General features: G+C 64.6%; 28 protein-coding genes and 1 tRNA gene. 12 read left to right on the forward strand and 17 right to left on the reverse strand.

Annotated features, from left to right (window positions below; genetic code table 11):
• Positions 1-101: 101 nt before the first annotated feature.
• Positions 102-1,928, reverse strand: coding sequence for an extracellular solute-binding protein (locus G4Z14_RS01795; protein WP_407703778.1), 1,827 nt, complete (start codon positions 1,926-1,928; stop codon positions 102-104).
• A 284-nt stretch (positions 1,929-2,212) separates the two neighbouring features.
• On the opposite strand from G4Z14_RS01795, the gene G4Z14_RS01800 reads away from it, so the two are divergent.
• Positions 2,213-2,989 (forward strand): 3-hydroxybutyrate dehydrogenase, encoded by a 777-nt coding sequence (locus G4Z14_RS01800; RefSeq protein WP_164623035.1) that lies wholly within the window; start codon positions 2,213-2,215, stop codon positions 2,987-2,989.
• A gap of 16 nt (positions 2,990-3,005) precedes the next feature.
• Here G4Z14_RS01800 and G4Z14_RS01805 read toward each other — a convergent pair whose 3' ends face one another.
• From G4Z14_RS01805 to G4Z14_RS01815, 3 genes are read right to left on the reverse strand one after another with little or no spacing between them, the layout of a single operon-like run.
• Complete coding sequence (locus tag G4Z14_RS01805) at positions 3,006-3,695, reverse strand: DUF502 domain-containing protein (protein ID WP_164623036.1); 690 nt, start codon at positions 3,693-3,695, stop codon at positions 3,006-3,008.
• Between the two features lie 57 nt (positions 3,696-3,752).
• The gene (locus G4Z14_RS01810) at positions 3,753-4,664 is read right to left on the reverse strand and encodes a pseudouridine-5'-phosphate glycosidase (protein WP_227751465.1); all 912 of its coding nucleotides are present in this window, start codon (positions 4,662-4,664) and stop codon (positions 3,753-3,755) included.
• Complete coding sequence (locus G4Z14_RS01815) at positions 4,661-5,551, reverse strand: PfkB family carbohydrate kinase (RefSeq protein ID WP_164623037.1); 891 nt, start codon at positions 5,549-5,551, stop codon at positions 4,661-4,663. The genes G4Z14_RS01810 and G4Z14_RS01815 overlap by 4 nt, the downstream gene beginning before the upstream one ends.
• A 144-nt stretch (positions 5,552-5,695) precedes the next feature.
• Between G4Z14_RS01815 and G4Z14_RS01820 the strand changes: the two genes are divergently transcribed.
• The 4 genes from G4Z14_RS01820 to tsf all read left to right on the forward strand — a co-directional run bounded on the left by G4Z14_RS01820 (position 5,696) and on the right by tsf (position 9,060).
• On the forward strand, positions 5,696-6,700 hold the full coding sequence (locus G4Z14_RS01820; RefSeq protein ID WP_321572992.1) for a homocysteine S-methyltransferase family protein: 1,005 nt from the start codon (positions 5,696-5,698) through the stop codon (positions 6,698-6,700).
• Between the two features lie 56 nt (positions 6,701-6,756).
• Entirely contained in the window at positions 6,757-7,140 is a 384-nt protein-coding gene (locus G4Z14_RS01825; protein WP_164623038.1) for a RidA family protein, read from the forward strand.
• 167 nt (positions 7,141-7,307) lie between these two features.
• The gene (gene rpsB / locus G4Z14_RS01830) at positions 7,308-8,066 is read left to right on the forward strand and encodes a 30S ribosomal protein S2 (protein ID WP_164623039.1); all 759 of its coding nucleotides are present in this window, start codon (positions 7,308-7,310) and stop codon (positions 8,064-8,066) included.
• An 82-nt stretch (positions 8,067-8,148) separates the two neighbouring features.
• Entirely contained in the window at positions 8,149-9,060 is a 912-nt protein-coding gene (tsf, locus tag G4Z14_RS01835) for a translation elongation factor Ts (protein WP_164623040.1), read from the forward strand.
• Positions 9,061-9,447: 387 nt separating this feature from the next.
• On the opposite strand, the gene G4Z14_RS01840 is transcribed toward tsf, so the two are convergent.
• Positions 9,448-10,230, reverse strand: coding sequence for a helix-turn-helix transcriptional regulator (locus G4Z14_RS01840; RefSeq protein ID WP_164623041.1), 783 nt, complete (start codon positions 10,228-10,230; stop codon positions 9,448-9,450).
• A gap of 326 nt (positions 10,231-10,556) precedes the next feature.
• On the opposite strand from G4Z14_RS01840, the gene G4Z14_RS01845 reads away from it, so the two are divergent.
• On the forward strand, positions 10,557-11,660 hold the full coding sequence (locus tag G4Z14_RS01845; protein WP_227751466.1) for an aminomethyltransferase family protein: 1,104 nt from the start codon (positions 10,557-10,559) through the stop codon (positions 11,658-11,660).
• 25 nt (positions 11,661-11,685) lie between these two features.
• Here the strand turns inward: G4Z14_RS01845 and G4Z14_RS01850 are convergent, their stop codons facing one another.
• From G4Z14_RS01850 to iscR, 11 genes are all read right to left on the reverse strand, one after another.
• Entirely contained in the window at positions 11,686-12,498 is an 813-nt protein-coding gene (locus G4Z14_RS01850; protein ID WP_164623042.1) for a class I SAM-dependent methyltransferase, read from the reverse strand.
• A gap of 125 nt (positions 12,499-12,623) precedes the next feature.
• Positions 12,624-12,700 (reverse strand) — tRNA-Arg (locus G4Z14_RS01855).
• 44 nt (positions 12,701-12,744) lie between these two features.
• Complete coding sequence (locus G4Z14_RS01860) at positions 12,745-13,965, reverse strand: cysteine desulfurase (protein ID WP_164623043.1); 1,221 nt, start codon at positions 13,963-13,965, stop codon at positions 12,745-12,747.
• On the reverse strand, positions 13,958-14,539 hold the full coding sequence (locus G4Z14_RS01865; RefSeq protein WP_164623044.1) for a Yip1 family protein: 582 nt from the start codon (positions 14,537-14,539) through the stop codon (positions 13,958-13,960). Before G4Z14_RS01865 ends, G4Z14_RS01860 begins: the two co-directional genes overlap by 8 nt.
• Positions 14,536-15,015 (reverse strand): YIP1 family protein, encoded by a 480-nt coding sequence (locus G4Z14_RS01870; protein ID WP_164623045.1) that lies wholly within the window; start codon positions 15,013-15,015, stop codon positions 14,536-14,538. Before G4Z14_RS01870 ends, G4Z14_RS01865 begins: the two co-directional genes overlap by 4 nt.
• A 9-nt stretch (positions 15,016-15,024) precedes the next feature.
• Positions 15,025-16,311 (reverse strand): Fe-S cluster assembly protein SufD, encoded by a 1,287-nt coding sequence (gene sufD, locus G4Z14_RS01875; RefSeq protein WP_164623046.1) that lies wholly within the window; start codon positions 16,309-16,311, stop codon positions 15,025-15,027.
• On the reverse strand, positions 16,308-17,066 hold the full coding sequence (gene sufC, locus G4Z14_RS01880) for a Fe-S cluster assembly ATPase SufC (RefSeq protein ID WP_164623498.1): 759 nt from the start codon (positions 17,064-17,066) through the stop codon (positions 16,308-16,310). The genes sufD and sufC overlap by 4 nt, the downstream gene beginning before the upstream one ends.
• Positions 17,067-17,168: 102 nt before the next feature.
• Positions 17,169-17,948 carry an FkbM family methyltransferase gene (locus G4Z14_RS01885; protein WP_164623047.1) on the reverse strand — a complete coding sequence of 260 codons (780 nt, stop codon included), beginning with the start codon at positions 17,946-17,948 and terminating at the stop codon, positions 17,169-17,171.
• Positions 17,945-19,453 (reverse strand): Fe-S cluster assembly protein SufB, encoded by a 1,509-nt coding sequence (gene sufB / locus G4Z14_RS01890; protein WP_164623048.1) that lies wholly within the window; start codon positions 19,451-19,453, stop codon positions 17,945-17,947. Before sufB ends, G4Z14_RS01885 begins: the two co-directional genes overlap by 4 nt.
• Before the next feature lie 39 nt (positions 19,454-19,492).
• The gene (locus G4Z14_RS01895; protein WP_164623049.1) at positions 19,493-20,536 is read right to left on the reverse strand and encodes a cysteine desulfurase family protein; all 1,044 of its coding nucleotides are present in this window, start codon (positions 20,534-20,536) and stop codon (positions 19,493-19,495) included.
• Positions 20,537-20,657: 121 nt separating this feature from the next.
• Complete coding sequence (gene iscR / locus G4Z14_RS01900; RefSeq protein ID WP_164623050.1) at positions 20,658-21,119, reverse strand: Fe-S cluster assembly transcriptional regulator IscR; 462 nt, start codon at positions 21,117-21,119, stop codon at positions 20,658-20,660.
• Positions 21,120-21,280: 161 nt separating this feature from the next.
• Between iscR and G4Z14_RS01905 the strand changes: the two genes are divergently transcribed.
• The 5 genes from G4Z14_RS01905 (at position 21,281) to G4Z14_RS01925 (ending at position 24,938) form a co-directional block, all read left to right on the forward strand.
• Positions 21,281-21,940: an alpha/beta hydrolase gene (locus G4Z14_RS01905; RefSeq protein ID WP_164623051.1), complete on the forward strand. Its 660-nt coding sequence runs from the start codon at positions 21,281-21,283 to the stop codon at positions 21,938-21,940.
• Complete coding sequence (locus G4Z14_RS01910) at positions 21,941-22,204, forward strand: hypothetical protein (RefSeq protein ID WP_164623052.1); 264 nt, start codon at positions 21,941-21,943, stop codon at positions 22,202-22,204.
• A complete protein-coding gene (locus G4Z14_RS01915) occupies positions 22,201-22,785 on the forward strand; it encodes an HD domain-containing protein (protein WP_164623053.1) in 585 nt (194 codons plus the stop codon). The genes G4Z14_RS01910 and G4Z14_RS01915 overlap by 4 nt, the downstream gene beginning before the upstream one ends.
• A gap of 136 nt (positions 22,786-22,921) precedes the next feature.
• Positions 22,922-23,449, forward strand: coding sequence for a hypothetical protein (locus G4Z14_RS01920; RefSeq protein WP_164623054.1), 528 nt, complete (start codon positions 22,922-22,924; stop codon positions 23,447-23,449).
• A gap of 274 nt (positions 23,450-23,723) precedes the next feature.
• Positions 23,724-24,938, forward strand: a complete 1,215-nt coding sequence (locus G4Z14_RS01925; RefSeq protein ID WP_164623055.1) for an NADP-dependent isocitrate dehydrogenase — start codon at positions 23,724-23,726, stop codon at positions 24,936-24,938.
• Here G4Z14_RS01925 and G4Z14_RS01930 read toward each other — a convergent pair.
• Complete coding sequence (locus G4Z14_RS01930; protein WP_164623056.1) at positions 24,935-25,627, reverse strand: NYN domain-containing protein; 693 nt, start codon at positions 25,625-25,627, stop codon at positions 24,935-24,937. The two genes, G4Z14_RS01925 and G4Z14_RS01930, sit on opposite strands and share 4 nt — an antisense overlap.
• A gap of 152 nt (positions 25,628-25,779) precedes the next feature.
• Between G4Z14_RS01930 and G4Z14_RS01935 the strand changes: the two genes are divergently transcribed.
• On the forward strand, positions 25,780-26,385 hold the full coding sequence (locus G4Z14_RS01935) for a YitT family protein (protein WP_227751467.1): 606 nt from the start codon (positions 25,780-25,782) through the stop codon (positions 26,383-26,385).
• The last annotated feature ends 3 nt before the right edge of the window (positions 26,386-26,388 follow it).

The raw sequence follows: 26,388 nt of genomic DNA on the forward strand, positions 1-26,388 counted from the left end.
GCCCTGCACGGTGCGCGCGCCGGCCGAGACATCCTCGCCCGCGCCGGCGACGGTGTTGCAGGCGGCAAGGCTGGTCAGGACAAGCACAAGAGCGATGCGTTTCATTCTTCGATCCAGAAGGTTTCGGGGTTGAACCCGGGGTAGAAGCCATAAAGCGGCAGGTGGTCAGGGTAGTGCAAGCGGGCGTCATGGGCAATGCGGTCGCGGTCGGCATACCAGATCGGCACGACATAGCGCCCGGCGGTCAGCACCCGGTCCAGCGCCATGGTGGCGGCGCGGAAGGTTTCGGGGTCGGTGGTGGCAAGCATCTGGTCGATCATCGCATCCACCGCGGCGGACTGGATGCCGGGCAGGTTGCGTGACCCGGGCTGGCTGGCCTGCTCGGCGCCCCAGTAAAGCTTTTGCTCGTTGCCCGGCGACAGGCTGAGGGCGCGGACAAGGTGGGTCATGTCGAAGGAGAAGTCGTTGACGCGCTCCTTGTACATCGCCGCATCCACCGTCTGCACGCGGGCGGTGATGCCCAGCCGCTTCAGCGCCTCGACATAGATGTTGGCGGTGGCGATCATGTCATCGGCGCCGTTCTGCAACAGGATCTCGAAGGCAAAGGGCGCCCCCGTCGCATCGACCAGTTGCCCCTCGACGACATGCCAGCCGGCCTCCTCCAGCAGCGCCACGGCCTGCCGCAGGTTCTTGCGGTTGGCTTCCGAGCCGTCCGAGACGGGCAAGGCATAGCCCTCCAGCGTGCCGGGGGGCAGATCGGCGGCGAAGGGTTGCAGGAGTTCCAGCACCTTGCCGGTTGCCGGGCCTGCCACCTCGCCCGAAAGCGGCGAGTTCGAGAAATACGAGGCGATCCGCGGCACGGCGCCGGCGTTGAGGTTGGCATTCACCAGTTCGAAGTTGAAGGCAAGGATCAGCGCCTCGCGCACCCGCCAGTCGGCAAACAGCGGGTTGCGGGTGTTCATCGCGAAGCCCTCGATCCCCGAGGGCCGCTGATGGGCAAGCTCGGCAAGTTTCACCTTGCCCTCGCTGACTGCGGGATAGGCGAAATTCACCTGCCATTTCGCGGGGTTGGTCTCGCGCCAGAGCGTCAGCTCGCCAGCGCGGAAGGCCTCGAAGACCGTGGCTGCAGTGCCGAAATACTCGATGCGGATTTCATCAAGGTTATGCAGCCCCCGGTTGAACGGCAGATCCTTGCCCCACCAGTCGGGATTGCGGGCATAGGTGATCGACTGGCCGGGCAGGGCCTCGGACACGACATAGGGGCCGGACCCGATCGGGGCGTCAAGGCTGGCCTCGTCAAAGGCCTTGCCCTGCCACTGCGCCTTTTTCAGCACCGGGCGCAGGCCGAGGATCAGCGGCAATTCGCGGTCCTGCACGTTGAAGGTGAAGCGCACCTTGCGCGCGCCGGTGGCTTCGGCCTTGGCGATCTTCTTCCAGGCGCCCTGATAGCGCGGGCTGCCGAGCGTGCCGAGGGTTTCGAAGGACCACAGCACGTCCTCTACCGTCACCGGGCTGCCATCCGAGAACCGGGCCTCGGGGCGCAGGGTGAATTCGACAAAGCTGCGGGCCTCGTCGGTTTCCACCGATTCGGCGAGCAACCCGTAAAGCGTGAAGGGTTCGTCGACCGACCGGCCCATCAGGGTTTCCACCGTCAGCGCCGTCAGCTGGCCCGGCGCCTGACCCTTCACGATGAAGGGATTGAGCGAATCGAAGCCGCCCGATTCGCCCAGGGTAAGCCGCCCGCCCTTGGGGGCGTCGGGGTTGGCATAGGGCAGGGACACAAAATCAGGTGGAAGCGCTGGCTGGCCATACATAGCTATGCCATGGGCCGGCTCGGCCAGCGCAGTTTGGCCGAAGAATGCCTGAAGAAGGACAAGCCCCAGACCGCGACGAAGCTGCGCGAGGGAGCGGGCAAAACCCTGTTTCATTCCGGCAACACTCCTTTTCGGCGGCCTTGTTTGTCCCCTTCCTACGCGGGGTTTCGTGCCAATTCAAACTTTTAGCTTGGATCGCCCCGCGAGGGGGGCTATAAGAGTGGCACTGCTCGATAGGTTTCTTGCCTGTATGAAACCTGCCTCAACGACTTAACGCCGGCCTTGCGCCGGCGTTTTTTTTTGGCGCCGGGGGCCTGAGGGCGGCTTTCCTTTTCCGGGGCGGGGCGGCTAGGTTTGCACTTGCAGAAAACCGCCCAGCCCCCTGAAGGAGTGCCCCCATGACCATGCTTGCAGGCAAGACCGCCGTCATCACCGGATCGAATTCCGGCATCGGGCTTGGGGTGGCCGAGGAACTGGCGCGGGCGGGCGCGGATGTGGTGCTGAACAGCTTCACCGACCGGGCCGAGGATCACGACCTTGCTGCCGATCTGGGCCGCCGCCATGGCGTCAAGGCGCGCTACATCGCCGCCGACATGTCGAAGGCCGAGGACTGCCGGGCGCTGATCGAAACGGCCGGCGGCTGCGACATTCTGGTGAACAACGCCGGCATCCAGCATGTCGCGCCGGTCGATGAATTCCCGGTGGAGAAGTGGAACCTCATTCTGGCGATCAACCTCAGTTCGGCCTTCCACACCGCCGCCGTGGCCCTGCCTTTCATGCGCGCAAAGGGCTGGGGCCGGGTGGTCAACATCGCCTCGGCGCATGGCCTGACGGCAAGCCCGTTCAAATCGGCCTATATCGCGGCCAAGCATGGGGTCGTCGGCCTGTCCAAGACCATCGCGCTGGAAACCGCGGGGCAGGGCATCACCTGTAACGCGATCTGCCCCGGCTATGTGCTGACGCCGCTGGTCGAGGCGCAGATCCCCGACCAGATGAAGGTGCATGGCATGGACCGCGAGACGGTGATCCGCGAGGTCATGTTGCAGCGCCAGCCCTCGCGGCAGTTTGCCACCACCGAACAGATCGGCGGCACCGTGGTCTATCTGTGCAGCCCGCATGCCGATCAGGTGACCGGCACGACGATTTCCGTCGATGGCGGCTGGACGGCGCTGTAAGCGCCCGGAAATTGGCTCAGCGGGCGGCCAGCGCCGCCTGCACCTGCTCCTTTGCCGCGGGATAGACCAGCCCGGCCGAGACGATCAGCTTGACCGCCTCGTCGGCCTTGAGGTCCAAGAGGATGACATCGCGTTCCGGCACGAAGACCAGCATCCCCGAGGTCAGCGGCGTCAGCCCGATGAACACGGCCACCATGCCCTCGCCATCGGGCAGTTTCTGGGCGATCTCGCCCTTGGGCTTGGTCGCCACCATGCCCACCGCCCAATAGCCTTCGCGGGGAAACTCGACGAGGCAGGTGCGTTCGAAGCTTTTTTCCGATTTGGCGAAGAAGGTCTCGGTGATCTGCTTGACCCCGGAATAGACCGAACGCACCAGCGGCACCCGGTCGACGATATCCTCGGCGCTGCGCACCAGCGACCGGCCGATCAGCCCGCGGGCCAGCCAGCCGATGATGGCGGTGGCGACCAGGAACACCAGCACGCCAACGCCACGCACCGGGAAATTCGCCTGCGGCCCGAAATAGCGCTGCATCAGCGCTTCGGGCTGATAGGCGGCGGGGATCAAGGGCAGGATCCAGCCGTCGATCCAGCCGATCACCCCCCAGACGACATAGATCGTCAGGCCGACGGGCAGCACCACCACCAGCCCGGTCAGGAACGAGGCGCGGAAGGCGGCGAGGACGGAACGGCGCGGTTCTTCGGACATGGTGGCTCCTGAGCGTCCGCCCAATCTAGGCAGCGGCGCACCCTGCGGCAATGGGGGTCAGGTCAAAGCCTTGGCGATTGCCGCGCCAAGCCGGGCATTGGCCAGCACCAGCGCGATATTGGCATCAAGCGAGCGGCCCTTGGTCATCTCGAACATGCGGTCCAGAAGGAAGGGCGTCACTGCCTTGGCGGCGATGCCCTGCGCCTCGGCCTCGCGCAGTGCGGCTTCGATCACCGGGTCAATCTCGGCGCGGGAAATCTCGGCCTCGACCGGGATCGGATTGGCGACCAGCTGGCCGCCCGGCAGGCCCAGACGTCCGCGCATCCGGTGGGCGGCGGCGATCTCGGCGGCGCTGTCCATCCTGAGCGGCGCCTTCAGCCCCGAGGAGCGCGACCAGAAGGCGGGGAAATCGTCCTGCCCAAAGGCGATGACCGGCACCCCTTGGGTTTCCAGCACTTCAAGCGTTTTCGGCAGGTCGAGAATGGCCTTGGCGCCGGCCGCAACCACTGTGACCGGGGTGGCGGCAAGCTCCATCAGGTCGGCCGAGATGTCGAACGAGGTCTCCGCCCCGCGATGCACCCCGCCGATGCCGCCGGTGGCAAAGACCTTGATGCCGGCAAGGGCGGCGCAGATCATGGTGGCGGCGACGGTCGTCGCGCCGATGCCGCCAGTGGCAAGGCAGGCGGCCAGATCGGCGCGCGACAGCTTGGCGACGTCGTGGGCCTGACCCAGCGCGTCCAGCTCGGCGGCGGTCAGGCCGATATGGATGCGGCCCCCCATGATGGCGATGGTCGCCGGCACGGCGCCATGGGCGCGCACCTCGGCCTCGACCCGGGCGGCGGTCTCGACGTTTTGCGGAAACGGCATGCCATGGGTGATGATGGTGGATTCCAGCGCCACGATGGCCGCGCCGGTGGCGCGGGCCTCGGCGACTTCGGGGGCAAAGGTCAGTAGGTCTTGCAGGCTCATGTGCCGATTTCTCCGGAAACATAGGTGGCCGCGGCACGCAGCGCGCGGGACAGGGCGGTGGCGCGGTCGGCGCCGCCGCGTTCGGCGACGATATGGGCCGCCATGAAAGTATCGCCAGCGCCGGTGACGCGCGCCACCAGCACGGGCGGCGGCTGGTCGGCAATCACGCCCGCGCCCGCGGTGCCTTCGGCGCAGGCCTTGCCGCCATGGGTCACCAGAACCCGCGCCGCGCCGCGCGCCAAGAGCGCAGCCGCCGCCTCGGGCGCGGTGTCGGCGTGGGTGCGGGTCAGGAGGTTTGCTTCCTCCAGATTGACATACAGCGTCGCGCGCGGGTGTTTCAGCAAGGGCAGGAGCCGCTCGGCCTTGCCGGGCGAGGCCGGGGCCACCCGCAGATCGGCGGCGGCGAAAAGCGGCGAGGCGGCGATCTGGCCCAGAAGCCCCTCGGTCAGGTTGCCGTCGAGCGCGATCAGGCCCGGCCATGGGGCGCGTTCAGTGCCAAGCGCGCCATTGGCCAGCGGGCGCAGGATCTTGTCGCCCGCCGCCTCCAGCGAATGGGCGTCGGCGATGGCGGCGATCAACCCGTTCGCGCCTTCGACCGCCATGTAGCGGTCGGTCGGCAGATCTTCCGAGCGGTAGGCGTGATCGGTGATCAGCCCCATCCGGGCGCAGGCGGCGATCAGCTCATCGCCCTCGGCATCGCGACCGATGGCAGTCAGGATAGCGGGCTTCAAGCCGAACCGCGCCAGCGTCATGGCGATGTTCATCGCCACGCCGCCCGGCAGGCGGGTGATGCGGCCGGGAACGTCGGAACCCAGCCGCAGCGAGGCGGGCGAGCGGCCGATGATGTCCCACAGAATGGAGCCGATGCAGAGAACGTCCGGTGTCATGGCCCTACATCGCCCGACAAGCCCTGCGCCCGCAAGGGGGCACCGGCGGCCAAACCCGTCGCAACGGCGCGGATTTTCTGCTAGGCTGGGGCATCCGGTTCCGCCCGGCGGCAGGGGCAGCAGCGCGGCACCGGACCGAAGGCTGTGGCGCGGCCCATCGCGGCCCTCGGCTGGCTGTCATGGGGCGATCACGGGGCCGGGATGGTGGAGGGCGACATGTCGAACACGGCGACGGCGGCGCTATTGTCGCGGATGGGCGACCGGCTGCATCTGACCGATGGCGGTCTGGAGACCGCGATGATCTTTCACGAGGGGCTGGAGCTGCCGCATTTCGCCGCCTTCACGCTGCTTGGCCGGCCCGAGGGCAGGGCGGCGATGCGGCGCTATTTCACCGGCTTTCTCGATCAGGCGGCCCGGCTTGATCTGGGCTTCGTTCTCGACACCGCCACTTGGCGCGCGAGCGAGGGCTGGGGCGAGACGATGGGCCTGCAACCGGGTGAGATCGACCGGCTCAACCGCGAGGCGGTGGCCTTTGCCCAAAGCCTGCGCGACGCCCATGGTGCGGGCGAGGCGCTGGTCAATGGCGTTCTCGGCCCGCACGGCGACGCCTACCGGCCCGACAGCGTGCTGGGGCCGGAAGAGGCCTTTGACTATCACCACCGGCAGGTCGGCGTGCTGGCCGACGAAGGGGTCGATCTGGTGACGGCCATGACGATTTCCTCGACCGGCGAGGCGATCGGCATTGCCGAGGCCGCGCAGGACGTGGGCGTGCCGGTGGCGCTGTCCTTTACCGTTGAAACCGACGGCCGGCTGATCGACGGCATGACGCTGGCCGAGGCGATCGGCGTCACCGATGCTGCGACCAAGGGCTATCCGGCCTGGTACGGCGTCAACTGTGCCCATCCCGACCATTTCGCGGCCGAACTGCGCGGCGCCTGGACCGGGCGGCTTGGCCTGATCCGGGCCAATGCCTCGCGGCTCAGCCATGCCGAGCTGGACGAGGCGACCGAACTCGACGACGGCGACCCCGAGGAACTGGCCCGCGCCTATGCCGCGATACGGATGCGTCTGCCGGGGCTGCGGGTGCTGGGCGGCTGCTGCGGCACCGATCTGCGCCATGTTGCAGCCATCGGCCGCGAGTGCCACTGACGGCCGCGCCCGCCGGCCATGGCGGACGCGCGCCCTGAGCCTGTCCGGAGGGCAAGATGCCGAAGCGCTACATTGTCGAGGTCGAGGGCGTGCCGCCATCGCCGTCGCCGATCAGCAATGCCGTGGTCGTCGGCAACATGTGCTGGATCAGCGGGCAGTTGTCGGTCGGCCCGGACGGAGCTTTTGTCGCCGGCACCGCCCGCGAAGAAGCCGAGCGGGCATTTGCCCATGTCTTCCGAATCGCCGAGGCGGCTGGATTTTCCCGAGGCGACATCGTCTATGTCGATCTGGCCTTCCTTGACCTTGCCGACCTGAAGGAGGTCAATGGTCTTTACGCCGAGATGTTTCCCGAAGGCCGGCGGCCGGCACGAACGGTCTATCAGGCCGCGAGGCTTCCCTTTGACGGCAAGATCAAGGTACAGGCGGTGGCGGCGCGCTAGACTGCCGGCGTGGCAAGGGGGCTTGCGTTCCGGTGCGCGCCAGAGTAAGGAGCCGCCACTTCACAGGTGCGGCTTGGGCTTGCCGGGGAGAAATCCCGTCATGTCCGCCGGTTGGGGGAAACCCTGAAGACGGCCGCGCCAAGGTTCAAACCGGAAAAGGACAAGACATGGCTCTTCCCGAGTTCTCCATGCGTCAGCTGTTGGAAGCTGGCGTTCACTACGGCCACCAGACCGCCCGCTGGAATCCCCGCATGGGCGAGTATATCTACGGTGACCGCAACGGCATCCACATTCTCGACCTGACCCAGACCGTCCCGATGCTGGACGCCGCTCTGAAGGTCGTGCGCGACACCGTCGCCAAGGGCGGCCGGATCCTGTTCGTCGGCACCAAGCGCCAGGCGCAAAAGCCGGTCGCCGAAGCCGCCGAGAAATGCGCGCAGTATTTCATGAACCACCGCTGGCTGGGCGGCACGCTGACCAACTGGCAGACCGTGTCGAAGTCGATCCAGCGTCTGAAGCACATCGACGAAGTTCTGGGCGCGGGCGGCGAAGGCCTGACCAAGAAAGAGCGTCTGATGATGGAACGCGACCAGGCCAAGCTGCAAGCTTCGCTCGGCGGCATCCGCGAAATGGGCGGCACCCCGGACCTGCTGTTCGTGATCGACGTTGGCAAGGAAGACCTCGCCATCCTCGAAGCGCAGAAGCTGGGCATCCCGGTTGTCGGCATCGTCGACACCAACTGCTCGCCCAAGGGCGTTGACTATGTCATCCCCGGCAACGACGACGCGGCCCGCGCCATCGGTCTTTACTGCGACCTGATCGCCCGTGCCGCCCTTGACGGCATGTCGGCCCAGATGGGTGCGGCGGGCGTCGATCTTGGCGCGCTGGAGGAAGCTCCGGCCGAGGAAGCCGTCGCCGAAGCCTGATCCGGCTTTGTCACGGTTTTGACATCGGGCGGGGGGGATACCTCCCGCCATGACTTTTTCCAAGATTTCAGGAGTCTGAAAAATGACCGCAATCACCGCTGCAATGGTGAAAGAACTGCGCGATTCGACCGGCGCAGGCATGATGGACGCCAAGAAGGCGCTGACCGAAGTGAACGGCGACATGGAAGCCGCCGTTGACTGGCTGCGCACCAAGGGTCTGGCGAAAGCCGCCAAGAAGGCCGACCGCGTGGCCGCCGAAGGCCTCGTCGGCGTTGCCGTGTCGAACGGCAAGGGCGTTGCCGTCGAAATCAACTCGGAAACCGACTTTGTCGCCAAGAACGCCGATTTCCAGGCGCTGGTGCGCGACGTGGCCTCGGTTGCCCTGACCACCGGCGATTCGGTTGAGGTCGTCAAGGCCGCGGCGCTGAACGGCAAGACCGTGGACGAAGTGATTCAAGAGGCCATCGCCCGCATCGGCGAGAACATGACCTTCCGCCGCATGCACATTCTGGAAGGCGACACCGTGGTCTCCTATGTCCACAACGCCGCCACCGAAGGCATGGGCAAGATCGGCGTCTTGGTCGCGCTGAACGGCCCGGCCGCCAAGGCGCAGGAAATCGGCAAGCAGTTCGCCATGCACATCGCGGCGACCAACCCGCTGTCGCTGAGCGAAGCCACCCTTGACCCGGTCGTGGTCGAGCGCGAACTGGCCGTGCAGACCGCCAAGGCGCTGGAAGAAAACGCCTCCTCGGCCAAGCCGAAGCCCGATGCGGTGATCCACAACAACATCATCCCGGGCCGGATGAAGCGCTTCCTGTCGGAAAACACGCTTCTCGGTCAGGCCTTCGTCATCAACCCCGACCTGACGGTCGAGGCCGCGGCGAAAGAAGCCGGCGTCGAGATCACCGGCTATGCCCGCGTGATGGTCGGCGAAGGCGTTGAAAAGAAGGAAGAAGACTTCGCCGCCGAAGTCGCCAAGATGGTTCAGGGCTAAGCCCGGATCGACTTTTGCACCGATGTGCAGGGCAGGGGGCCAGCGTCAGCGCTGGCCCTTTTGCTTTGCCCCCCGCAGCTTTTTAGGCGATCGGGGAAAAGAAAAACGGTGCGGCCCACCGGGACCGCACCGTCTGCGCCCCACCAAAGGGGATGAGGAAGGGCACGAAGGGATCAGCCAGACCAGCCCGAAATTGGCGGCACGACCGACAGGGAACAGCGCCGAAATGGCGCACCATGAAATGCAGGCGGCTCGGGGTTGGAAATACAACCTTTCCCCGCCTGCCGTTCCAAATAGCCGAAGCCACCACTCACGGAACCCGCGCAGATTGCAGATTTACCTTGGGTAAGGAAAGTCAGGGATTCCCTACCTTGCCATTCCGCCCCGCTACAGGGCCGCGCCATTGGCCGGGCGCGGCGGTTGCTGGAAGATCAGGTTCATCAACGCCGCCTTGGCGACCGCCTGCGTCGTGGTATCCACCGCCAGCGCCTCACGCGCAAGGCGCAGGTGCTTTTCCACCATGGCCGGCGACACCTCCATCAAGAGCGCCACGTCCTGCGTCGTCTTGCCATCGGCCACCCATTCCAGCGCCTCGCGCTGGCGTTCGGTCAGGGGGCGGCGGCGGATGGGGAAGGGGAGCTGGATGATCCGCAGATGCATCATGTTCGCCACCGCGATCAGCTCGTCCTTCTGGCGCGCGAACAGGGCATCCACCGCCTCGACCGAGATGCCGGGATCGGCGATCAGCCCCAGCGCGCCCTTGGCCCGGCTGGAGGTCTCGGGGAAGCTGACCGAGATCCCGGCCAGAATGCCGATCGCCGCGTTCTGCCGCACCGTCTCGGCCTCATCCGTGCTGAGCCGGCCGGCAAGATAGGCCTCACGCACCCAAGCCCAGGTGCAGGCCCCGACATTGTGCTGCGCCCAGCGAAAGGCCGGCGTGCGTGAGAAAAAGCCGTTGCGGAAATAGAACTGCGCATAGCTTGGATCGCAGGTGGTCAGGAACAGCGCGTCATCCGGATCGCCGACCGAATTCTCGCCGCGAAAGCGGGTGAAGCCATAATTGCAGCGCTGGAAGCCAAGCCTGCCGAAATAGCCTGTGCCAAGTTCCCAGACCGCCGCCACGCTTGGTCCCTCGGCGATGCGCGACATCAGCGCAAATACGTCGTTCAAAGTTCCCCCCAGGAAATCCGGCCTGGACTTCTGCAAAACCGGGACCGGACCTTCGTGACCGCCTGACGCGCTTGCCCGCATCCCCGAATGAAGCTTATGCTTGAAAAGGTTGAGCTGTCGAGTGTTCAGATCCGGCAAGGCGCTGCTTTTTCAGGCTTTCCGGACGCAGATATCGGCCTGTGGCTGGTGCCCGGGTCATCTTGTATATTGCATAATATTGATTATGCGATACTTGAATGTTCCATTTCCGACAAACAATGTCGCCCTTCTTGGTGCGTCTGCCGGCTGACGCGTCAATCTGAGCCTCCCTGATCCCGGAGACTGTCATGACCCTGCGTCGCACCCCCTTTCACGCCCTTGCCTCGGCCATGGGGGCGCAGATGGGCCCGGTCGGTGGCGGCTTTCTCAATGTCCACAGCTATGGCGACGTGCGGGCCGAACATCTGAACACCCGCGCGAAGGTTGGCGTGCAAGACCTGTCCACCATGGGTAAAATCGACATCAAGGGTCCGGAAGCCGAGGCACTGGTCGATCATCTGATCGTCAATGACGCCGCCGCGATGCGGCCCGGTCAGGCGCGCTATGCCAGCGTTTGCGCGCCCGATGGCGGGATCATGGATGACCTGACGGTGTTCCGGCTGGCGGCCGAGCATTTCCTGGTGGTCTCGGGCTCGCGCAACCGGCTGAAGATGCGCGACTGGTTCACGCAGCATGCCATGGGCCGCCGCGCCTACGTCACCGACCAGACCGCGGCGGTAGCTTTCCCGACGATCCAGGGGCCGAACGCCCGCGCGTTGCTTCAGACTCTGATTGAAGATGCCAATCTAACCACCCTGAAACGCTGGACTTTCACCCATGGTATACTGGACGGCACCCGGGTGATGATCTCGCGCACTGGCGTCACCGGCGAATTGGGTTTCGAGCTTTTCGTTCCCGCCGACGAGGCAGCAGGCGTCTGGAATGCGCTCTTTGCCGCCGGCAGTGCCTTTGGTCTGAAGCCCTATGGCGTGAAGGCGATGTTCACCTTGGGGCTGGAAAAGCTTTATCCCGCCCATGGCATCGACATGGACGAGACCAACACGCCGTTCCACGTCGGCACTGATGCCTTCATCAAGTTCGACAAGGGCGATTTCATCGGCCGCGACGCGCTGCTCCGCCTGCGCGAGACCGGGGCGCCGACCGCCTGGGTCGGTCTGAAACTGGCGGGCGAAACCCCTGCCCCGGACTTGACCCCGGTGCTGCTTGACGGGCGGCAGATTGGCCATATCACCTATTCCGACCATGGCCACTCGGTCGGTGCCGTTCTGGCCTCGGCCCATATCGACCGCGAGTTTGCTGTGGAAGGTCAAATGGTTACGGTCCTGGATCAGCCCGCCACCGTGGCGCGCAGGGCGTTTTTCGACCCCGAAGGCCTGCGTCTGCACTCCTGACACGGGCGCAGCCCCCCCGTGCCCTTCAGGCTGTGGCCGCAATCACATGCGCCTGAATCTTGGCGGTCACCTCGCCGGTGCCGTGTTGGCGTTTCAGCGCGGCCTCGACGTGATCGGTCGCCGCCTCCAGCCTACCCGCCCCCTTGGCCTCGATTTCGGCCCGCAGCGGCGTGCCCTGACAAAAGGCCACAGCCGGAATGCGCGCCGATGCCGCACGGCTTTGCTCGGCCCGCGTCTCGATCGACACGGCGGCAAAGCCCGCCTCGGTCAGGTCACGCCGGATCAGCGCCGTATCGTGGTAGCCATAGGGGACGCGGGACAGGAAACGCGGCGGATCGTCCGGAAACGCCGTAGCCAGGGCCGCCGTGATCTCGCGCGCAAGCACGTTGTCCTCGATGCGGTCCCAGACGTTGAACAGCAAATGCCCACCGGGCCGCAGAACGCGCCGCGCCTCGCGGTAGGCCGCAACGCGGTCGGGAAAGAACATCGCGCCGAACTGACAACACACCAGATCGAAGGCGTCGTCGTCAAACGGCAGCACCAGCGCATCGGCCTGTCGCCAGATGAGGCGGCTGTCCGCGCCCTGCCGGGCGGCCGCGTGGTCCAGCATCGGTTGGCTGAGGTCGGTCACCACATAGCTTGCGCCTTGGGCAAGCTGCGGCGCCAGCGCCCGGGTGACAACCCCGGTACCCGCCGCGGTTTCCAGAACCGCGACCGGTGACAGGGCCGCAGCGCGCCGGGCAAGATCTGCGGCGAACGGCTCGAAGATCAAAGGCACCAGATAGCGGTCGTAGTTCTCCGGAACCGAACCCGCGAACTCATGATCGGACTCTTGCATGCTGCCACCTGCTTTCTGTGCGAGGGCTGCCGGAAGGTGATCTGATTTAGCGCTTGGTCGTCTCTGTCGGAGCGTTTCTGCCAGAACCGGAACGCGGCAGAAAAGGCGAAACCTGTCCAGTTGAGTGGCGCACCCAGCACGATTCGAACGTGCGACCTTTGCCTTCGGAGGGCAACACTCTATCCAGCTGAGCTATGGGTGCCTGCCGCCCCGTATAGCCCGCAACGTCCGGGCCTGCAACGCGATTCACGCAAAAAGTTCGTGGCAAAGTTCCAGCGCCGAGATCAGCGCGTCGACCTCGGCTTCGGTGTTGTAAAGCCCGAAGGAGGCGCGGCAGGTGGCGGTGACGCCCAGATGTTCCATCAGCGGCATGGCGCAATGGGTGCCGGCGCGCACCGCGATGCCGCGCTTGTCCAGGACGGTCGAGATGTCATGGGCATGGGCCGGACCGTCGAGGGTGAAGGAGAATATCGCCCCCTTCCCCGCCGAATTTCCCTGCACCTGCAACCAGTTGAGGCCAGCCAGCCGGTGCCGGGCGTAATCGCGCAAGCCCCGTTCATGCGCGGCGACATTGGCCATGCCAAGGCCCATGAGATAGTCCAGCGCCACGCCCAGCCCGATCTGCTGCACGATGCCGGGGGTGCCGGCCTCGAACTTCATCGGCGGGTCATTGTAGGTGATGGCCTCGCGCGTCACTTCGCGGATCATGTCGCCGCCGCCAAGGAAGGGCCGCATCTCGGCCTGCCGCTCGGCCCGGATATAAATCGCGCCCGACCCCGAGGGGCCATACAGTTTGTGCCCGGTGATGGCGTAGAAATCGGCGCCGATGTCCTGCACGTCGACCGGCATGTGAACGCTCGCCTGCGAGCCGTCGACCAGCACCGGCACACCCTTTTCCCGGGCCGCGGCGCAGATGGTCTTTACATCAACAACGGTGCCCAACACATTGGACATATGGGAGATTGCGACAAGTTTGGTCCTCGGTCCGATGGCGTCGATCACCGCCTGCGGATCCAGATCACCCTTGGCGTCGATCTCCACCCATTTCAGCACCACGCCCTGCCGTTCGCGCAGGAAGTGCCAGGGCACGATGTTGGCGTGATGCTCCATCACGCTGAGCACGATCTCGTCGCCAGCCTGCAGGCGCGGCGCGGCCCAGCCGTAGGAGACCAGATTGATCCCCTCGGTCGCGCCGGTGGTAAAGACGATCTCGTGTTCGGAGCCGGCGTTCAGAAAGCGCGCGATGGTGCCGCGGACCGCCTCGTACTTTTCGGTCGCCAGATTGGAAAGGTAGTGCAAGCCCCGGTGAACATTGGCATATTCCATCGAGTAAGCCTGGGTCATCGCGTCAATCACCACCCTTGGCTTCTGCGCCGAAGCCCCGTTGTCAAGATAGACCAGCGGCTTGCCGTTCACCTGCCGCGACAGGATCGGGAAATCGGCGCGGATGCGGGCGACGTCATACATGGGAGGGCACTCCGATCAGGGCGGCGAACAGGATGGCCGCCACAAGGGCCACGAGAAAGCTGACCGCGATCATGCCGAAAAACACCATCAGGCCAGAGCGGAACCCATGGAGTTCGGCAATGAACAGCGAAAGCAGCACGGCGTAAAGCGCAAAGCCCGCCAGCCCGATCGGCGGGGCCAGACCGGGCAGAACCAGCATGGCAACCAGTTGCAGCAGTTGCAGCAGGATCGGCGGCAGCTGCACCCAGGCGACCAGCACCAGCGCCTCGGCCAAAGTTCCGGTGCCACCCAGGCGTTGGCCGACCCAGAAGGCCAGCACCCCGGTCAGGGCCAGCGCGCCGAACTGGATCAGCGCCGTGCGCAGCGGGCTGCCAAACACCGCCTGCATGCCCGGATCCATCTCGACCGGCGAGATCAGGAACCCGGCAAAGCCGAGCGCGGCCGAGAGGACCGACATCAAGAGCACTGCCAGCCAGCCGGTGCCGATGGGCAGGCCAAGCGCCTTGAGCCGGGCGGCGGCGGCGCGCGGGTTGACAAGCGTGAGCTGCAACAGGTCCTGAACCACGCCGCTCATCCGCGTTCCGCCTCGCGCAGCATCAGGCCCCAGAGGACAAGAAAGACCAGCCCGACCAGCCCGCCAAGCGCATTGGTCTGCACCCCCTGCCCCAGAAAGCCCAGCGACAGCCCCATGAGCAACATCGCCGGCGTGACCGCGACCAGCGCCCAGAACAGGGCGAGCCGCGCGCCATACCACGTCCCCTTGCCACCAAGCGCGCCCGCGATCAGCCGCGACAGCGCCGCCAGCCCGTACCACAGCGGAATCGTCGCCAGAAGCCCGAGGCCGGCAGCGAACAGGCGCTGCGGCATCGGCACCTCTGGCAGCAGATAGGCCATGCGCGCCGCATGGGGTGTCTGCGCGACAAAGGCGATCAGCAGGAAGGTGAACAGAAAGGTAAAGACAAAGGCCTCCGACTGCGGCCGCGCCAGATGGCGGCGCAGCACGCGCGCCGGGGCACGCCAGCTTTCCACGATGTCGGCGATCAGCGCCATGGCCCTGCCCTAGTGCTCGTGCCGGTGCAGCCAGGCCTCCAGCCGGGCGCGGATGTCTTCGGCAATGGCCTCATCCTCGATCTCGGCGATGGCTTCGGCCAGGAAGGCCAGCACCAGAAGCGACTGCGCCTGTTTCAGCGGCACCCCGCGCGAGCGCAGATAGTAAAGCGCGGTATCGTCGATCGCGCCAGAGGTGGAGCCGTGCGAGCATTTCACGTCGTCGGCGTAGATTTCCAGCTCGGGCTTGGCGAGGAACTGGCTGTCCTCGTCCAGCAAGAGCGACTGGCTGATCTGATAGCCATCGGTCTTTTGCGCGCCCTGCTTCACCAGAATCTTGCCCTGAAACACCCCGACGGCGCCGTTCTTCAGCACCTTCTTGTAGACCTGCCGGCTTTCGCAACGCTCGGCGGCATGGGTGACGAACACCGTGTCGTCATGGTGGAAATCGCCATCGCCAACCGAGGCACCGGCAATATGGGCCACGGCATCGGCGCCGGCAAGTTCAAGGACAGCCTCGTTGCGGGTCAGCCGGCCATTGGCGGTCAGGGTAAAGGACTTGAACAGCGCCCCCGCCCCGATGCGGGCGAAGATATGGCTGACGGCACGCCGCTCGTGGTCGCGGCCCTGCGTGCGGATGTGGTGGAAGCGGCCGGTGTCGGCCACCTCGACCTCCAGCACCTTCGACAACCGCGCGGCAGCGGGGCCGTTTTCCAGCAGCGTCAGTTCGGCGCCGGATTCGATCTTCACAAAATGGTGGAGAATGGCGTCGGAACGCTCGGATTTATGGAGATAAATCAGCGATACCGGTTTGGAGGGCCGGCCCGTCACGCGGATCAGTACCCCTTCGGTAGCCTGCGCCGTGTTCAGCGCGGCGAAGGGGCGTTCCACCGGGGTCTGGCCGCGGGTCTCAAGCGTGCCGTAAAGCCCTGCCGCCCAGTGCGACGGGTTCAGCGCGGCGCTGCCCAGCCGCTCGATCTCGATACCTTCCAGGACTGGATCGTCGGATTGGGCCTGATCGAAAATCCCGTCCACAAACACCAGCCGCAGCCGGTCAAGGCCCGAGAACGGCGGCGCCTCGCCCCGGCTGTCGAACAGCGCGGCCGAAGGCGCGTCCGGGGCGTTCAGCGAGGTCGGATCGGTGTAGCGCCAGTATTCATCGCGCTTGCCGGGCAGGCCCATGCCCCGCAGCCGCGCCAGCGCCGCCGCCTGCGCCGCGCCGAGCCAGCCGCCCTGCCCCGGTTGGCCCGTTGCCAGCCGGGCCGCCAGGGCGTCTGCCTTCGCCTGTTGCATGGTCATGCCTGCACCTCGGCCAGGATGTCGGCATAACCGTTGTTCTCCACCTCCAGCGCCAGATCCGGCCCGCCGGTCTTCACGATGCGGCCCGCCGCCATGATATGCACCACGTCGGGTTTGATATGGTCGAGCAGGCGCTGGTAATGGGTGATGACAAGGAAGGAGCGCCCGGCATCGCGCAGCGCGTTGACGCCATCTGACACCAGTTTCATCGCATCGACGTCAAGACCGGAGTCGGTCTCGTCAAGGATGCACATCTTCGGCTCCAGAATCGCCATCTGAAGGATTTCGTTGCGCTTTTTCTCGCCGCCCGAGAAGCCGACATTCACGGGACGCTTCAGCATCTCGGCGTCGATCTTCAGGGTCTTGGCCTTTTCGCGCACCAGTTTCAGGAAGTCGCCGGCGCTGACCTCCTCCTCGCCGCGCGCCTTGCGCTGCGCGTTCAGCGCGGTGCGCAGGAAGGTCATGTTGCCGACGCCGGGGATTTCCACCGGATACTGGAAGGCCAGAAACAGCCCGGCCGCCGCGCGGGCCTCGGGTTCCATCTCCAGAAGCTCCTCGCCCAGCAGCGTCGCCGAACCTTCGGTCACCTCATAGCCGTCCCGGCCCGACAGCACATAGGACAAGGTCGACTTGCCCGAGCCATTCGGCCCCATGATGGCATGCACCTCGCCCGCGCCGATCTTCAGATCCAGTCCGCGAAGGATCACCTTGTCCTCTTCGGCCAGTTTCACATGCAGGTTCTTGATCTCAAGCATCTTGTCCTCGGTCATTCGTCGCGGCCCGCATGGGAGCTGGGCCTTCAGGGTGTTGCACAACCGTGCAGTCTTGTTGCGGCGGGACGTAGCCCGCCCTTGGTCTCAGGCAGGTCGTCCCGCGCTTGCGGGCTTGATTAGGAAATTCTCGTTCACCGGGTAGCGGCGGAACGTATCGGCAATGGCATAACCGCTGACCGCGACCCAAGCCAGAAACTCGGCGCGATTGGCTTCGTCAACCTCGATGAAGATCACTGGACGGCAGCGCGTGATCGTCTGGGACAAGCCGCGCAGGACCTGCATCTCCATGCCCTCGACGTCGATCTTGATGAAGTCGACGGCCTCCGGGGCCAAGGCGTCATCGCCGCGGATCACCCGCAACTCGCCGCCCTCGACCAGCCGCCCGCCGCCAAGGTTCTTGTTGGGCTTGTCGACTTCCATCGCCAGCCCACCCTGCGCCCGGTCCGACAGACCCAGCCCGAGATGCGCCAGATCGCAGCGCCCCAGTTCGCCGTTCAGCCCGAGATTCGACCGCAGCACGGCAAGCGCCACCGGATTCGGCTCGAACGGGATCACCTTGCGCACCCCGAGCATCTTCAGCGCGAACAGCGCATGGTTGCCGATATTGGCACCGATATCGACAAAGACCGCCGCTTGCGGGCAATGGGCGCGGATGATCTCCAGTTCCTCGGGTTCGTAGAACCGGCCGGCGAGGTGTTCCTTCTGGATCACGTCGCGGGGATTGGTCAGCGTGAAGAACACCGCCTGCCCGGCGATCTCGGCCCGCACCACCTGTCCGGCGGGGCTGACCACCAGATCGGGGCGCGCCACCGCGGCAGCGGCATGCCTGGCCAGCAACGCGTTCTTCTGCCGCCGCTCCTTCACCCGACCGACCCTTCAAGGCTGATCGCCACCAGGCTTTGCGCCTCCATGGCGAATTCCATCGGCAGGGCCTGCAGCACTTCCTTGCAGAAGCCGTTCACCACCAGCGCCACCGCCTCTTCCTCGTCCATCCCGCGCGAGCGGCAGTAGAACAGCTGATCCTCGTCCACCTTCGAGGTGGTCGCCTCATGCTCGACGCGCGAGGAGTTGTTCTTCACCTCGATGTAGGGCACGGTATGCGCCCCGCATTTGTCGCCGATCAGCAGGCTGTCGCACTGGGTATAGTTGCGGCTGTTGGTCGCGCGCGGATGCATGGAAACCAGCCCGCGATAGGTGTTCTGCGCCCGGCCCGCCGAGATGCCCTTCGAGACGATCCGGCTTTTGGTGTTCTTGCCCAGATGCACCATCTTGGTGCCGGTATCGGCCTGCTGGGCGTTGTTGGCGATGGCGATCGAATAGAACTCGCCCTGGGAATTGTCGCCGCGCAGGATGCAGGAGGGGTATTTCCAGGTAATCGCCGAGCCGGTTTCGACCTGCGTCCACATCACCTTGGCATTCGCCCCGCGGCAATCGGCACGCTTGGTGACGAAGTTGTAGATCCCGCCCTTGCCGTTTTCATCACCGGGATACCAGTTCTGCACCGTGGAATATTTCACCTCGGCATCCTTCAGGATCACGATCTCCACCACCGCGGCATGCAGCTGGTGGGTGTCGCGCTTCGGCGCGGTGCAGCCCTCCAGATAGCTGACGTAAGACCCTTCGTCGGCGATGATGAGCGTGCGCTCGAACTGACCGGTGTTTTCGGCATTGATGCGGAAATAGGTCGACAGCTCCATCGGGCAGCGGGTGCCCTTGGGGATGTAGACGAAAGAACCATCGGAAAACACGGCCGAATTCAGCGTGGCAAAGAAGTTGTCGCTCTGCGGCACGACCGAGCCGAGATATTGCTTCACGAGGTCCGGGTATTCGCGGATCGCCTCCGAGATCGCACAGAAGATGACGCCGGCCTTCTTCAGTTCGGCCTTGAACGTGGTGCCGACCGAAACCGAATCGAACACCGCATCGACCGCCACCTTGCGCTCGCCTTCCGGCGCCTCGACGCCCGCCAGAAGCATCTGTTCTTTCAAGGGGATGCCAAGCTTTTCGTAAGTGGCCAACAGCTTCGGGTCCACCTCGTCCAGCGATTTCGGCTTCACCGCCATGCTCTTCGGCTTGGCATAGTAATACTGGTCCTGATAGTCGATTTCCGGGTAATGCAGCATCGCCCAGCGGGGTTCTTCCATCTGCACCCAGCGCCGGTAGGCGGCCAGACGCCAGTCCAGCATCCACTCCGGCTCGTTGTTCTTCTGGCTGATCAGCCGCACGATATCCTCTGACAGGCCCTTCGGCGCATAGTCCATCTCGATGTCGGTGGCCCAGCCGTACTTGTAGCTGCCCGACATGGCCTGAACGGTCTCGATGGTGTCCCGATCGACGCCGTCGCGCACTTCCATATCTACAGCCGTCATGGCTTTATCCTTTCCTGTCAGGGCAATATCCCTGTTTCTTCACGTTTTGCGCGAACGGATCCGCGCATAGTCCCGGCCCCAGGCCTCGGCAAAGCGCAGAACCTCCTCGCGCGTCACCCCCGGCCCGATCGACAGCCGGATTGCCTGACCGGCCCGGGTCTCGTCAAAGCCCATGGCCTTGAGCGTCCGGCTGGCCCTGACCTTGCCGCTGGAACAGGCCGAGCCCGCCGAAATCGCAAAGCCCGCCAGATCCATCGCCATGACCTGAGTCTCACCCTTCCAGCCCGGTGCAATCAGGCACAGGGTGTTGGGCAAGCGCCGGGCGTCATTTCCGACAGAAATAGTCTCAAAATTCAGGGCCGACAATGCTGAATCTAGAATATTTCTAATTTCGGCGACTTCCTCCCAGACGCCATTGGCCAGATCGCGCATCGCAGCCTCCGCCGCGGCGGCAAAACCGGCGATGCCGATCAGGTTTTCGGTGCCGGCCCGACGGCCCATCTCCTGCCCGCCACCCCGCATTTGCGGTGCGATTTCAAGACCCTGACGCAAGACCAGCGCCCCGATGCCTTTTGGCCCGCCCAGCTTGTGCGCGCTCACCAGCCCCATCTGGCACCCCAGCCAGTTGAAGGCGAAGGGCAGCTTGCCAAAGCCCTGCGTCAGGTCGGAAACCACCACCCCCTCGGGCAGATCCTGCACGATTCCAGTCTCGGAATTGGCCAGTTGCACGGCCGCCCGGCCCGGATCGGGCACGATCACCCGGCCGGACGGCTCCACCTGCAACGTTGTGTCGCACCAGGCCGAAACTGCGTCATGCTCGACCTCGGCGCAAACCAGCCCGCGCCCGGCGCAGGCCAGCGCCGCCGCCTCGGTCGCGCCCGAGGTAAAGACGATGTCCGCCCCCTCCGCTCCCAGGGCCGCCGCGATCTGCCCGCGCGCCCGTTCGCGCAAGGCTTTTGCCGCCCGCCCCTCGGCATGCACCGACGAGGGGTTGCCCACCACCTCCATCGCGGCAAGCATCGCCGCCTTCGCCTCGGCGCGCAGCGGGGCGGTTGCATTCCAATCGAGATAGATCCGGCTCACCTGATCCTGCCTTCAATGTGGCGCAAATATCCTCGGGGGGACCGGCATTGCACCGCAATGCCGGCTTGGGGGGCGGAAAGCCCCCCGCAAATTCTTTCTGCAAGAATTTGCGGCCCTCGGCTCATTCCTCGTCCACCACCCGGAACAGCGCCGGCACGGCCGGGCACGGCGTCATCTGGTTCTTGATCACATCCGACAGCCGGGTCTGGTGCAGGAACACATAGACATGCGCTGACAGCCCCTCCCACAGGCGGTTGGTCAGGCTTTGCGCCCGGCTGCCCGATACCCCGCCCGAGGCCCCGGCCCCGGTGTGCAGCGCGTCCACCGTCTCCTCGACCGCCTCCATCACCTCCGAGACGCGAATGTCCGACGGGCTGCGCGCCAGCCGATAGCCGCCGCCGGGGCCGCGCACTGCCTCGACCAGCCCGGCGCGGCGCAGCTTGACGAAAAGCTGCTCCAGATAGGGCAGCGAAATATCCTGCCGCTTGGAGATCGCCGCCAGTGACATCAGATCATCGCTCTGCGCCAGCGCCAGATCGGCCAGCGCCACCATGGCATAACGTCCCTTGGTCGAGAGTTTCATCGCAAGCCCCCTGTCTGCCCCGCGCTTCGCCATTGACGACAAAGCCCCTTGGTCTTACCTGAATTTGGCAAACCATCCGGAAAAAGCCTTTCCGGATTGGCTCTAGATTGTCCGTGCGGTCAGGTCAATGAATCGCACCCCGAGGAAAGCAGGCGACACGAATGCCCGAAGTGATTTTTGCCGGCCCCGAGGGCCGTCTCGAAGGCCGCTACCACCCGCAGAAGGAACGTGACGCGCCGATCGCCATCGTCCTGCATCCGCACCCCAATTACGGGGGGACGATGAACAACAAGGTGGTCTACAACCTGCATTACGCCTTCTACAACCTCGGCTTCACCGTGCTGCGGTTCAACTTCCGCGGCGTCGGGCGCAGTCAGGGCGAATATGACATGGGCATCGGCGAATTGTCCGATGCCGCCTCGGCGCTGGATTACCTGCAGTCGATGAACCAGAACGCCAAGCATTGCTGGGTCGCCGGGTTCTCCTTCGGCGCCTGGATCGGCATGCAGCTTTTGATGCGCCGGCCCGAGATCACCGGCTTTGTTTCGGTCGCGCCACCGGCGAATCTTTACGACTTCAGCTTCCTTGCCCCCTGCCCCTCCTCCGGTCTCATCATCAACGGCACTGCCGACAAGATCGCCCCGCCGAAAGACACCACCGCACTGGTGAACAAGCTGCATGAGCAGAAGGGCATCACCATCACTCATGAACAGATCGAAGGCGCCGACCATTTCTTCAAGGATGACGAGGCGCATATGAAGCCGATGATCGACACTGTCTCGGCCTATGTGAAACGCCGTCTCGGGGAGGCCAGCCGCTGAATGTCGGTGCTTGAGGATATGGGCGACGCGCTTGCCCGCGACGTGATCGCCGCCATGGAAGAACTGGGCGACGAGCGGTTCTATGACAAGGTGTCCAAGGTCTTGCTGGACGCCTCGCCCACCATGCAGGAGGCCTTCCTGACCGCCTACCGGGTGCGGATGGCCGAAAAGCGCGGCCGGGCCTATATCGAGGCTTGCCTGAAGGCCAAGCGCGAAGGCGGCGCCGCGCCGCGCGTGGTGATGGATCAGGGCGGCGGGCATTGAGCGACCAGCTTGAGGCCCAGTTCACCTTTCTGAACGAGGCGGACCGGCTGAAATCGGTGCTGCGGGCGACGACGCTGGTCGATGGCTCGCGCCCGGAAAACTCGGGTGAACATTCCTGGCATCTGGCGCTTTACGCCATGGTGCTGGCGGATCAGGCCGCGCCGGGGGTAAGCATCGACCGGGTGATCCGCATGCTCTTGCTGCACGATCTGGTGGAAATTGACGTCGGCGATGTGCCGATCCATTCCGCCAACGGGCAGGCGCATGGCAGTACGGATGTGCAAATGGCCGAGGCCCGCGCCGCCGACCGCATCTTCGGTCTTCTGCCCCCGGATCAGGCGCAAGGCTTCCGCGCGCTTTGGGATGAATTCGAGGCGGCCGAAACCCCGGACGCCGTGTTTGCCAAATCGCTCGACCGCGTGCAGCCCGTCATGGCCAACCTGATGTCAGGCGGCGGGACGTGGAAGACCTACAACGTCACCGCCGAGCAGCTGGAGACTCGCGTCGGCGTCAAGGTCGCCAAGGGCGCGCCGGCGCTTTGGGCCTGGGTCAGGGACAAGACCCGCGCCTATTTTGCCTGACCTCCTGCCGCGGCCTGGCCGGCTCGTCACGGACCCCGACGCGAGGCCAAAGACACTTGTTCAATTGGCTGCTTCAGGCCATTTTGTGAGCATTCGGTGCACTACGCCGTGAATACCGGGTATCGATGGGGGTCAGATGATGCGGTTGCGCCTTGTCCTTCCGGCTGTTGCCTTGGCCCTTGCCGGGCCTGCATCGGCGCAAATCGACTTCACGGCGATGCCCGAGGGGTGCAACTGGAAGATACGCTATTCCAGCGGGCAGGTCGTGACCGAGACATACCTTGGCCGAAAGGGCGGCAAGCACAGGACGCGGGTCACTGCGGGCGAAACGCCGGTCCGTGAGATGACCTATGATGCCCAAGGCCGCATGATCCGCAAGGACTGGAGCGACGGCAACTGGGAGACGTTCAGCCCCTATAGCTGTTTCGACATCGTGGGCAGTTGCACCTATCGTTACCGGAACTCCAGTGGCGCCGACCAGAAGATCGTCAGCGAAACCATCGCCAAGGGGGCTGGCTTTCAAGTCAGGGCAGGTCCGGTGGACGGCCCCCCCTATCCTGTCGAGTATTTCGAAACCGGCAGCTTCGGGTTGATGCTGAGGAACAAGGCGTCAAACTATTCAGCGCGGCTTGTCGAGATAAGGAACTGCGATCCGGGCAGTTGACGGCGGGCGCGGGCCGAACTTCAGGCTGATCTGCGGGGCGGCCATTGTCCTTCTGTGGCAGCTTCCCGCTTTGGTGGCGCGGCATGGTTTATGGCGCCGCCAGAATTTGGAACCCCGTTTCCCGCGCCAGATGCGCCTCGACCGCCCTTTCGTGGGCACCCCAATCAGATTCGCGCGACATTTCGGTATACATTCGCATACAACGCTTCCCTTGCACCGCAAATTCGGCTATCACCCCTGCAACCCGAATCCCAACACCTGAAAGGGCCCGCCCATGACCAAGATCAAGGTAGCCAATCCCATCGTCGAGATGGACGGCGACGAGATGACCCGGATCATCTGGGACTTCATCAAGAAAAAGCTGATCCTGCCCTATCTGGACGTCGACCTGCTTTACTACGATCTCGGCATCGAGGAGCGCGACCGCACCAATGACCAGATCACCATCGATTCTGCCGAAATGACCAAGAAGGTCGGCGTCGCGGTGAAATGCGCGACTATCACGCCGGACGAACAGCGGGTCGAGGAATTCGGCCTGAAGCAAATGTGGAAATCGCCGAACGGCACCATCCGCAACATCCTCGGCGGCGTGATCTTCCGCGAGCCGATCATTTGCAAGAACGTGCCGCGTCTGGTGCCGGGCTGGACCAAGCCGATCGTCATCGGCCGCCACGCCTTTGGCGACCAGTATCGCGCCACCGATTTCCACTTCCCCGGCAAGGGCAAGCTGACGATGAAGTTCGTCGGCGACGATGGCACGGTCATCGAAAAGGAAGTCTTCAACGCCCCCGCCGCCGGCGTGGCCATGGGCATGTACAACCTTGACCAGTCGATCATCGACTTTGCCCGGTCTTCGATGAACTACGGCCTGCTGAAGGGCTGGCCGGTGTATCTGTCGACCAAGAACACCATCCTCAAGGCCTATGACGGCCGCTTCAAGGATCTGTTCCAGAAGGTCTATGACGAGGAATTCGCCGACAAGTTCAAGGCCGCCGGCATCACCTATGAACACCGCCTGATCGACGACATGGTGGCATCGGCGCTGAAATGGTCGGGCGGCTATGTCTGGGCCTGCAAGAACTATGACGGCGACGTGCAGTCCGACACCGTGGCGCAGGGCTTTGGCTCGCTCGGCCTGATGACCTCGGTCCTCATGACCCCCGATGGCCAGATCGTCGAGGCCGAGGCCGCCCACGGCACCGTGACGCGCCACTACCGCGAACACCAGAAGGGCAAGGAGACCTCGACGAACTCGGTCGCCTCGATCTTCGCCTGGACCGGCGGCCTCAAGCACCGCGCCAAGCTGGATGGCAACGCCGAGCTGGCCCGTTTCGCCTCCACCCTGGAAAAGGTCTGCGTCGACACGGTTGAGGATGGCTGGATGACCAAGGACCTCGCCCTCCTGGTCGGCCCCGATCAGAAATGGCTGACCACCATGGGCTATCTGGAAAAGGTCGACGAATACCTGAACAAGGCGCTGAAGGGCTAAGCGCGTTTCCCTGACTTCAGACGAGCGCGGGACTGAGTTCCGCGCTCTTCTATCTCGTAGACCTCAGAGCGCTTCTTGAACCAGTCGGTCCAAGACGCCGACTTGCCGATACCGGCCTGCGCCTTCGATATTCCGGCCTCCTTGGCACGCTGCTGTCCCAGAGCCGAAAACGTCACCCAGCCGAAATTGTCTGCCTCGGAAGCCACGAATTTGCGCATTCGACCTTCAAATGCCCCTGCCGTTTGCTCCGCTGGCGCGGGCAGTTTTTGCTGTGCAGAAACTTCGGGCTTGTCCGGGACCTGAACGAACTTCCGACAAGCCTTGCGAAAATCGACAGAACACTTCTCCTCGCCGATCCCCGTGACAGGAACCCCCAGCTCGGCGAGCCGCAAGGCTACCAGAATCATGTCACGATCTGAGGTCGCCAGCACGATCTCATCCACTTGCCCCGTGAGCGCAAGTTCAAGGGCGTCCAGTGACAAGGCAATGTCGCCCGAATTCTTGGCGGGCGGGACATGCACCACCCTGAACCCGGGGGCAGTGGACCACCCTCCGAGGCGGCTTACAGCGCCAAAGACCCGCTTGACGCACAAAACACCGGATTTCGCAGCAGTAATAATGAGAAAACCCGCGTGATCGACAGATATGTTTTCCCCATCAACCAAAAGCGCAACGCGCCGTTCGTCCATAAATCGAACTCCCAAAAAGGCTTTCGGTGATCGTGGCATAGCCCGCTTCGCCGGGCAAGAGAGAGGGTGCCCGCCGTTTTGCGCGGGATTTAGGTCATAATTATTGACATTATTCGAGCAAGACTGCATGCGTTCAAAATGAGTAATGGACCATGATGACCGACCCCGCGCATCATTCCCTGATCGAAGACCTCCAGGGCCTTGGCTTTGGCGTCTGCATGGCGGCGGTCGGCATGCATGTCCTGACCTTCATGGGCTTTGTCGCCGGTCAGACCACCGGGGTTGCGGCGCTGATTGCCTATGGCTTCGGCCTGCCCTTTCCGGCGGTCTATTTCGCGGTCTCCGCCCCCTTCCTGTGGTTCGGCTGGCGGCGGATGGGCGCGCGGTTTGCGCTGAAGACCCTTCTCACCGTCGCCGCGCTTTCGCTGCTGACTGCGCTCTTGCCGCGCTGGCTGGGGTTTTCCCACATCCACCCCGCCTTTGCGGCACTTCTGTTCGGCGTCCTCTTTGGCATTGCCGCCCTGGCCGTGGTGCGCCATGGCAGCAGCTTTGGCGGCATTTCGATCCTCTGGCTGCTCCTGCAGGACCGCAGCGGCTTTCCGGCCGGCTATGCCCAGTTGGCCTTTGATGTGGTGCTGTTCGCCGTCTCGGCCCTGATGCTGGAAACCGGCCCGCTCTTGTGGTCCTTTGCCGGCGCGGTGGTGTTCAACCTGTTTCTCGCCATCAACCACCGCCGCGACCGCTACATCGCCACCTGACCG

Origin of the sequence: Tabrizicola oligotrophica, assembly GCF_011008935.1 — a bacterium.
In the GTDB taxonomy this organism is placed as follows: Bacteria; Pseudomonadota; Alphaproteobacteria; order Rhodobacterales; family Rhodobacteraceae; genus Tabrizicola_A; species Tabrizicola_A oligotrophica.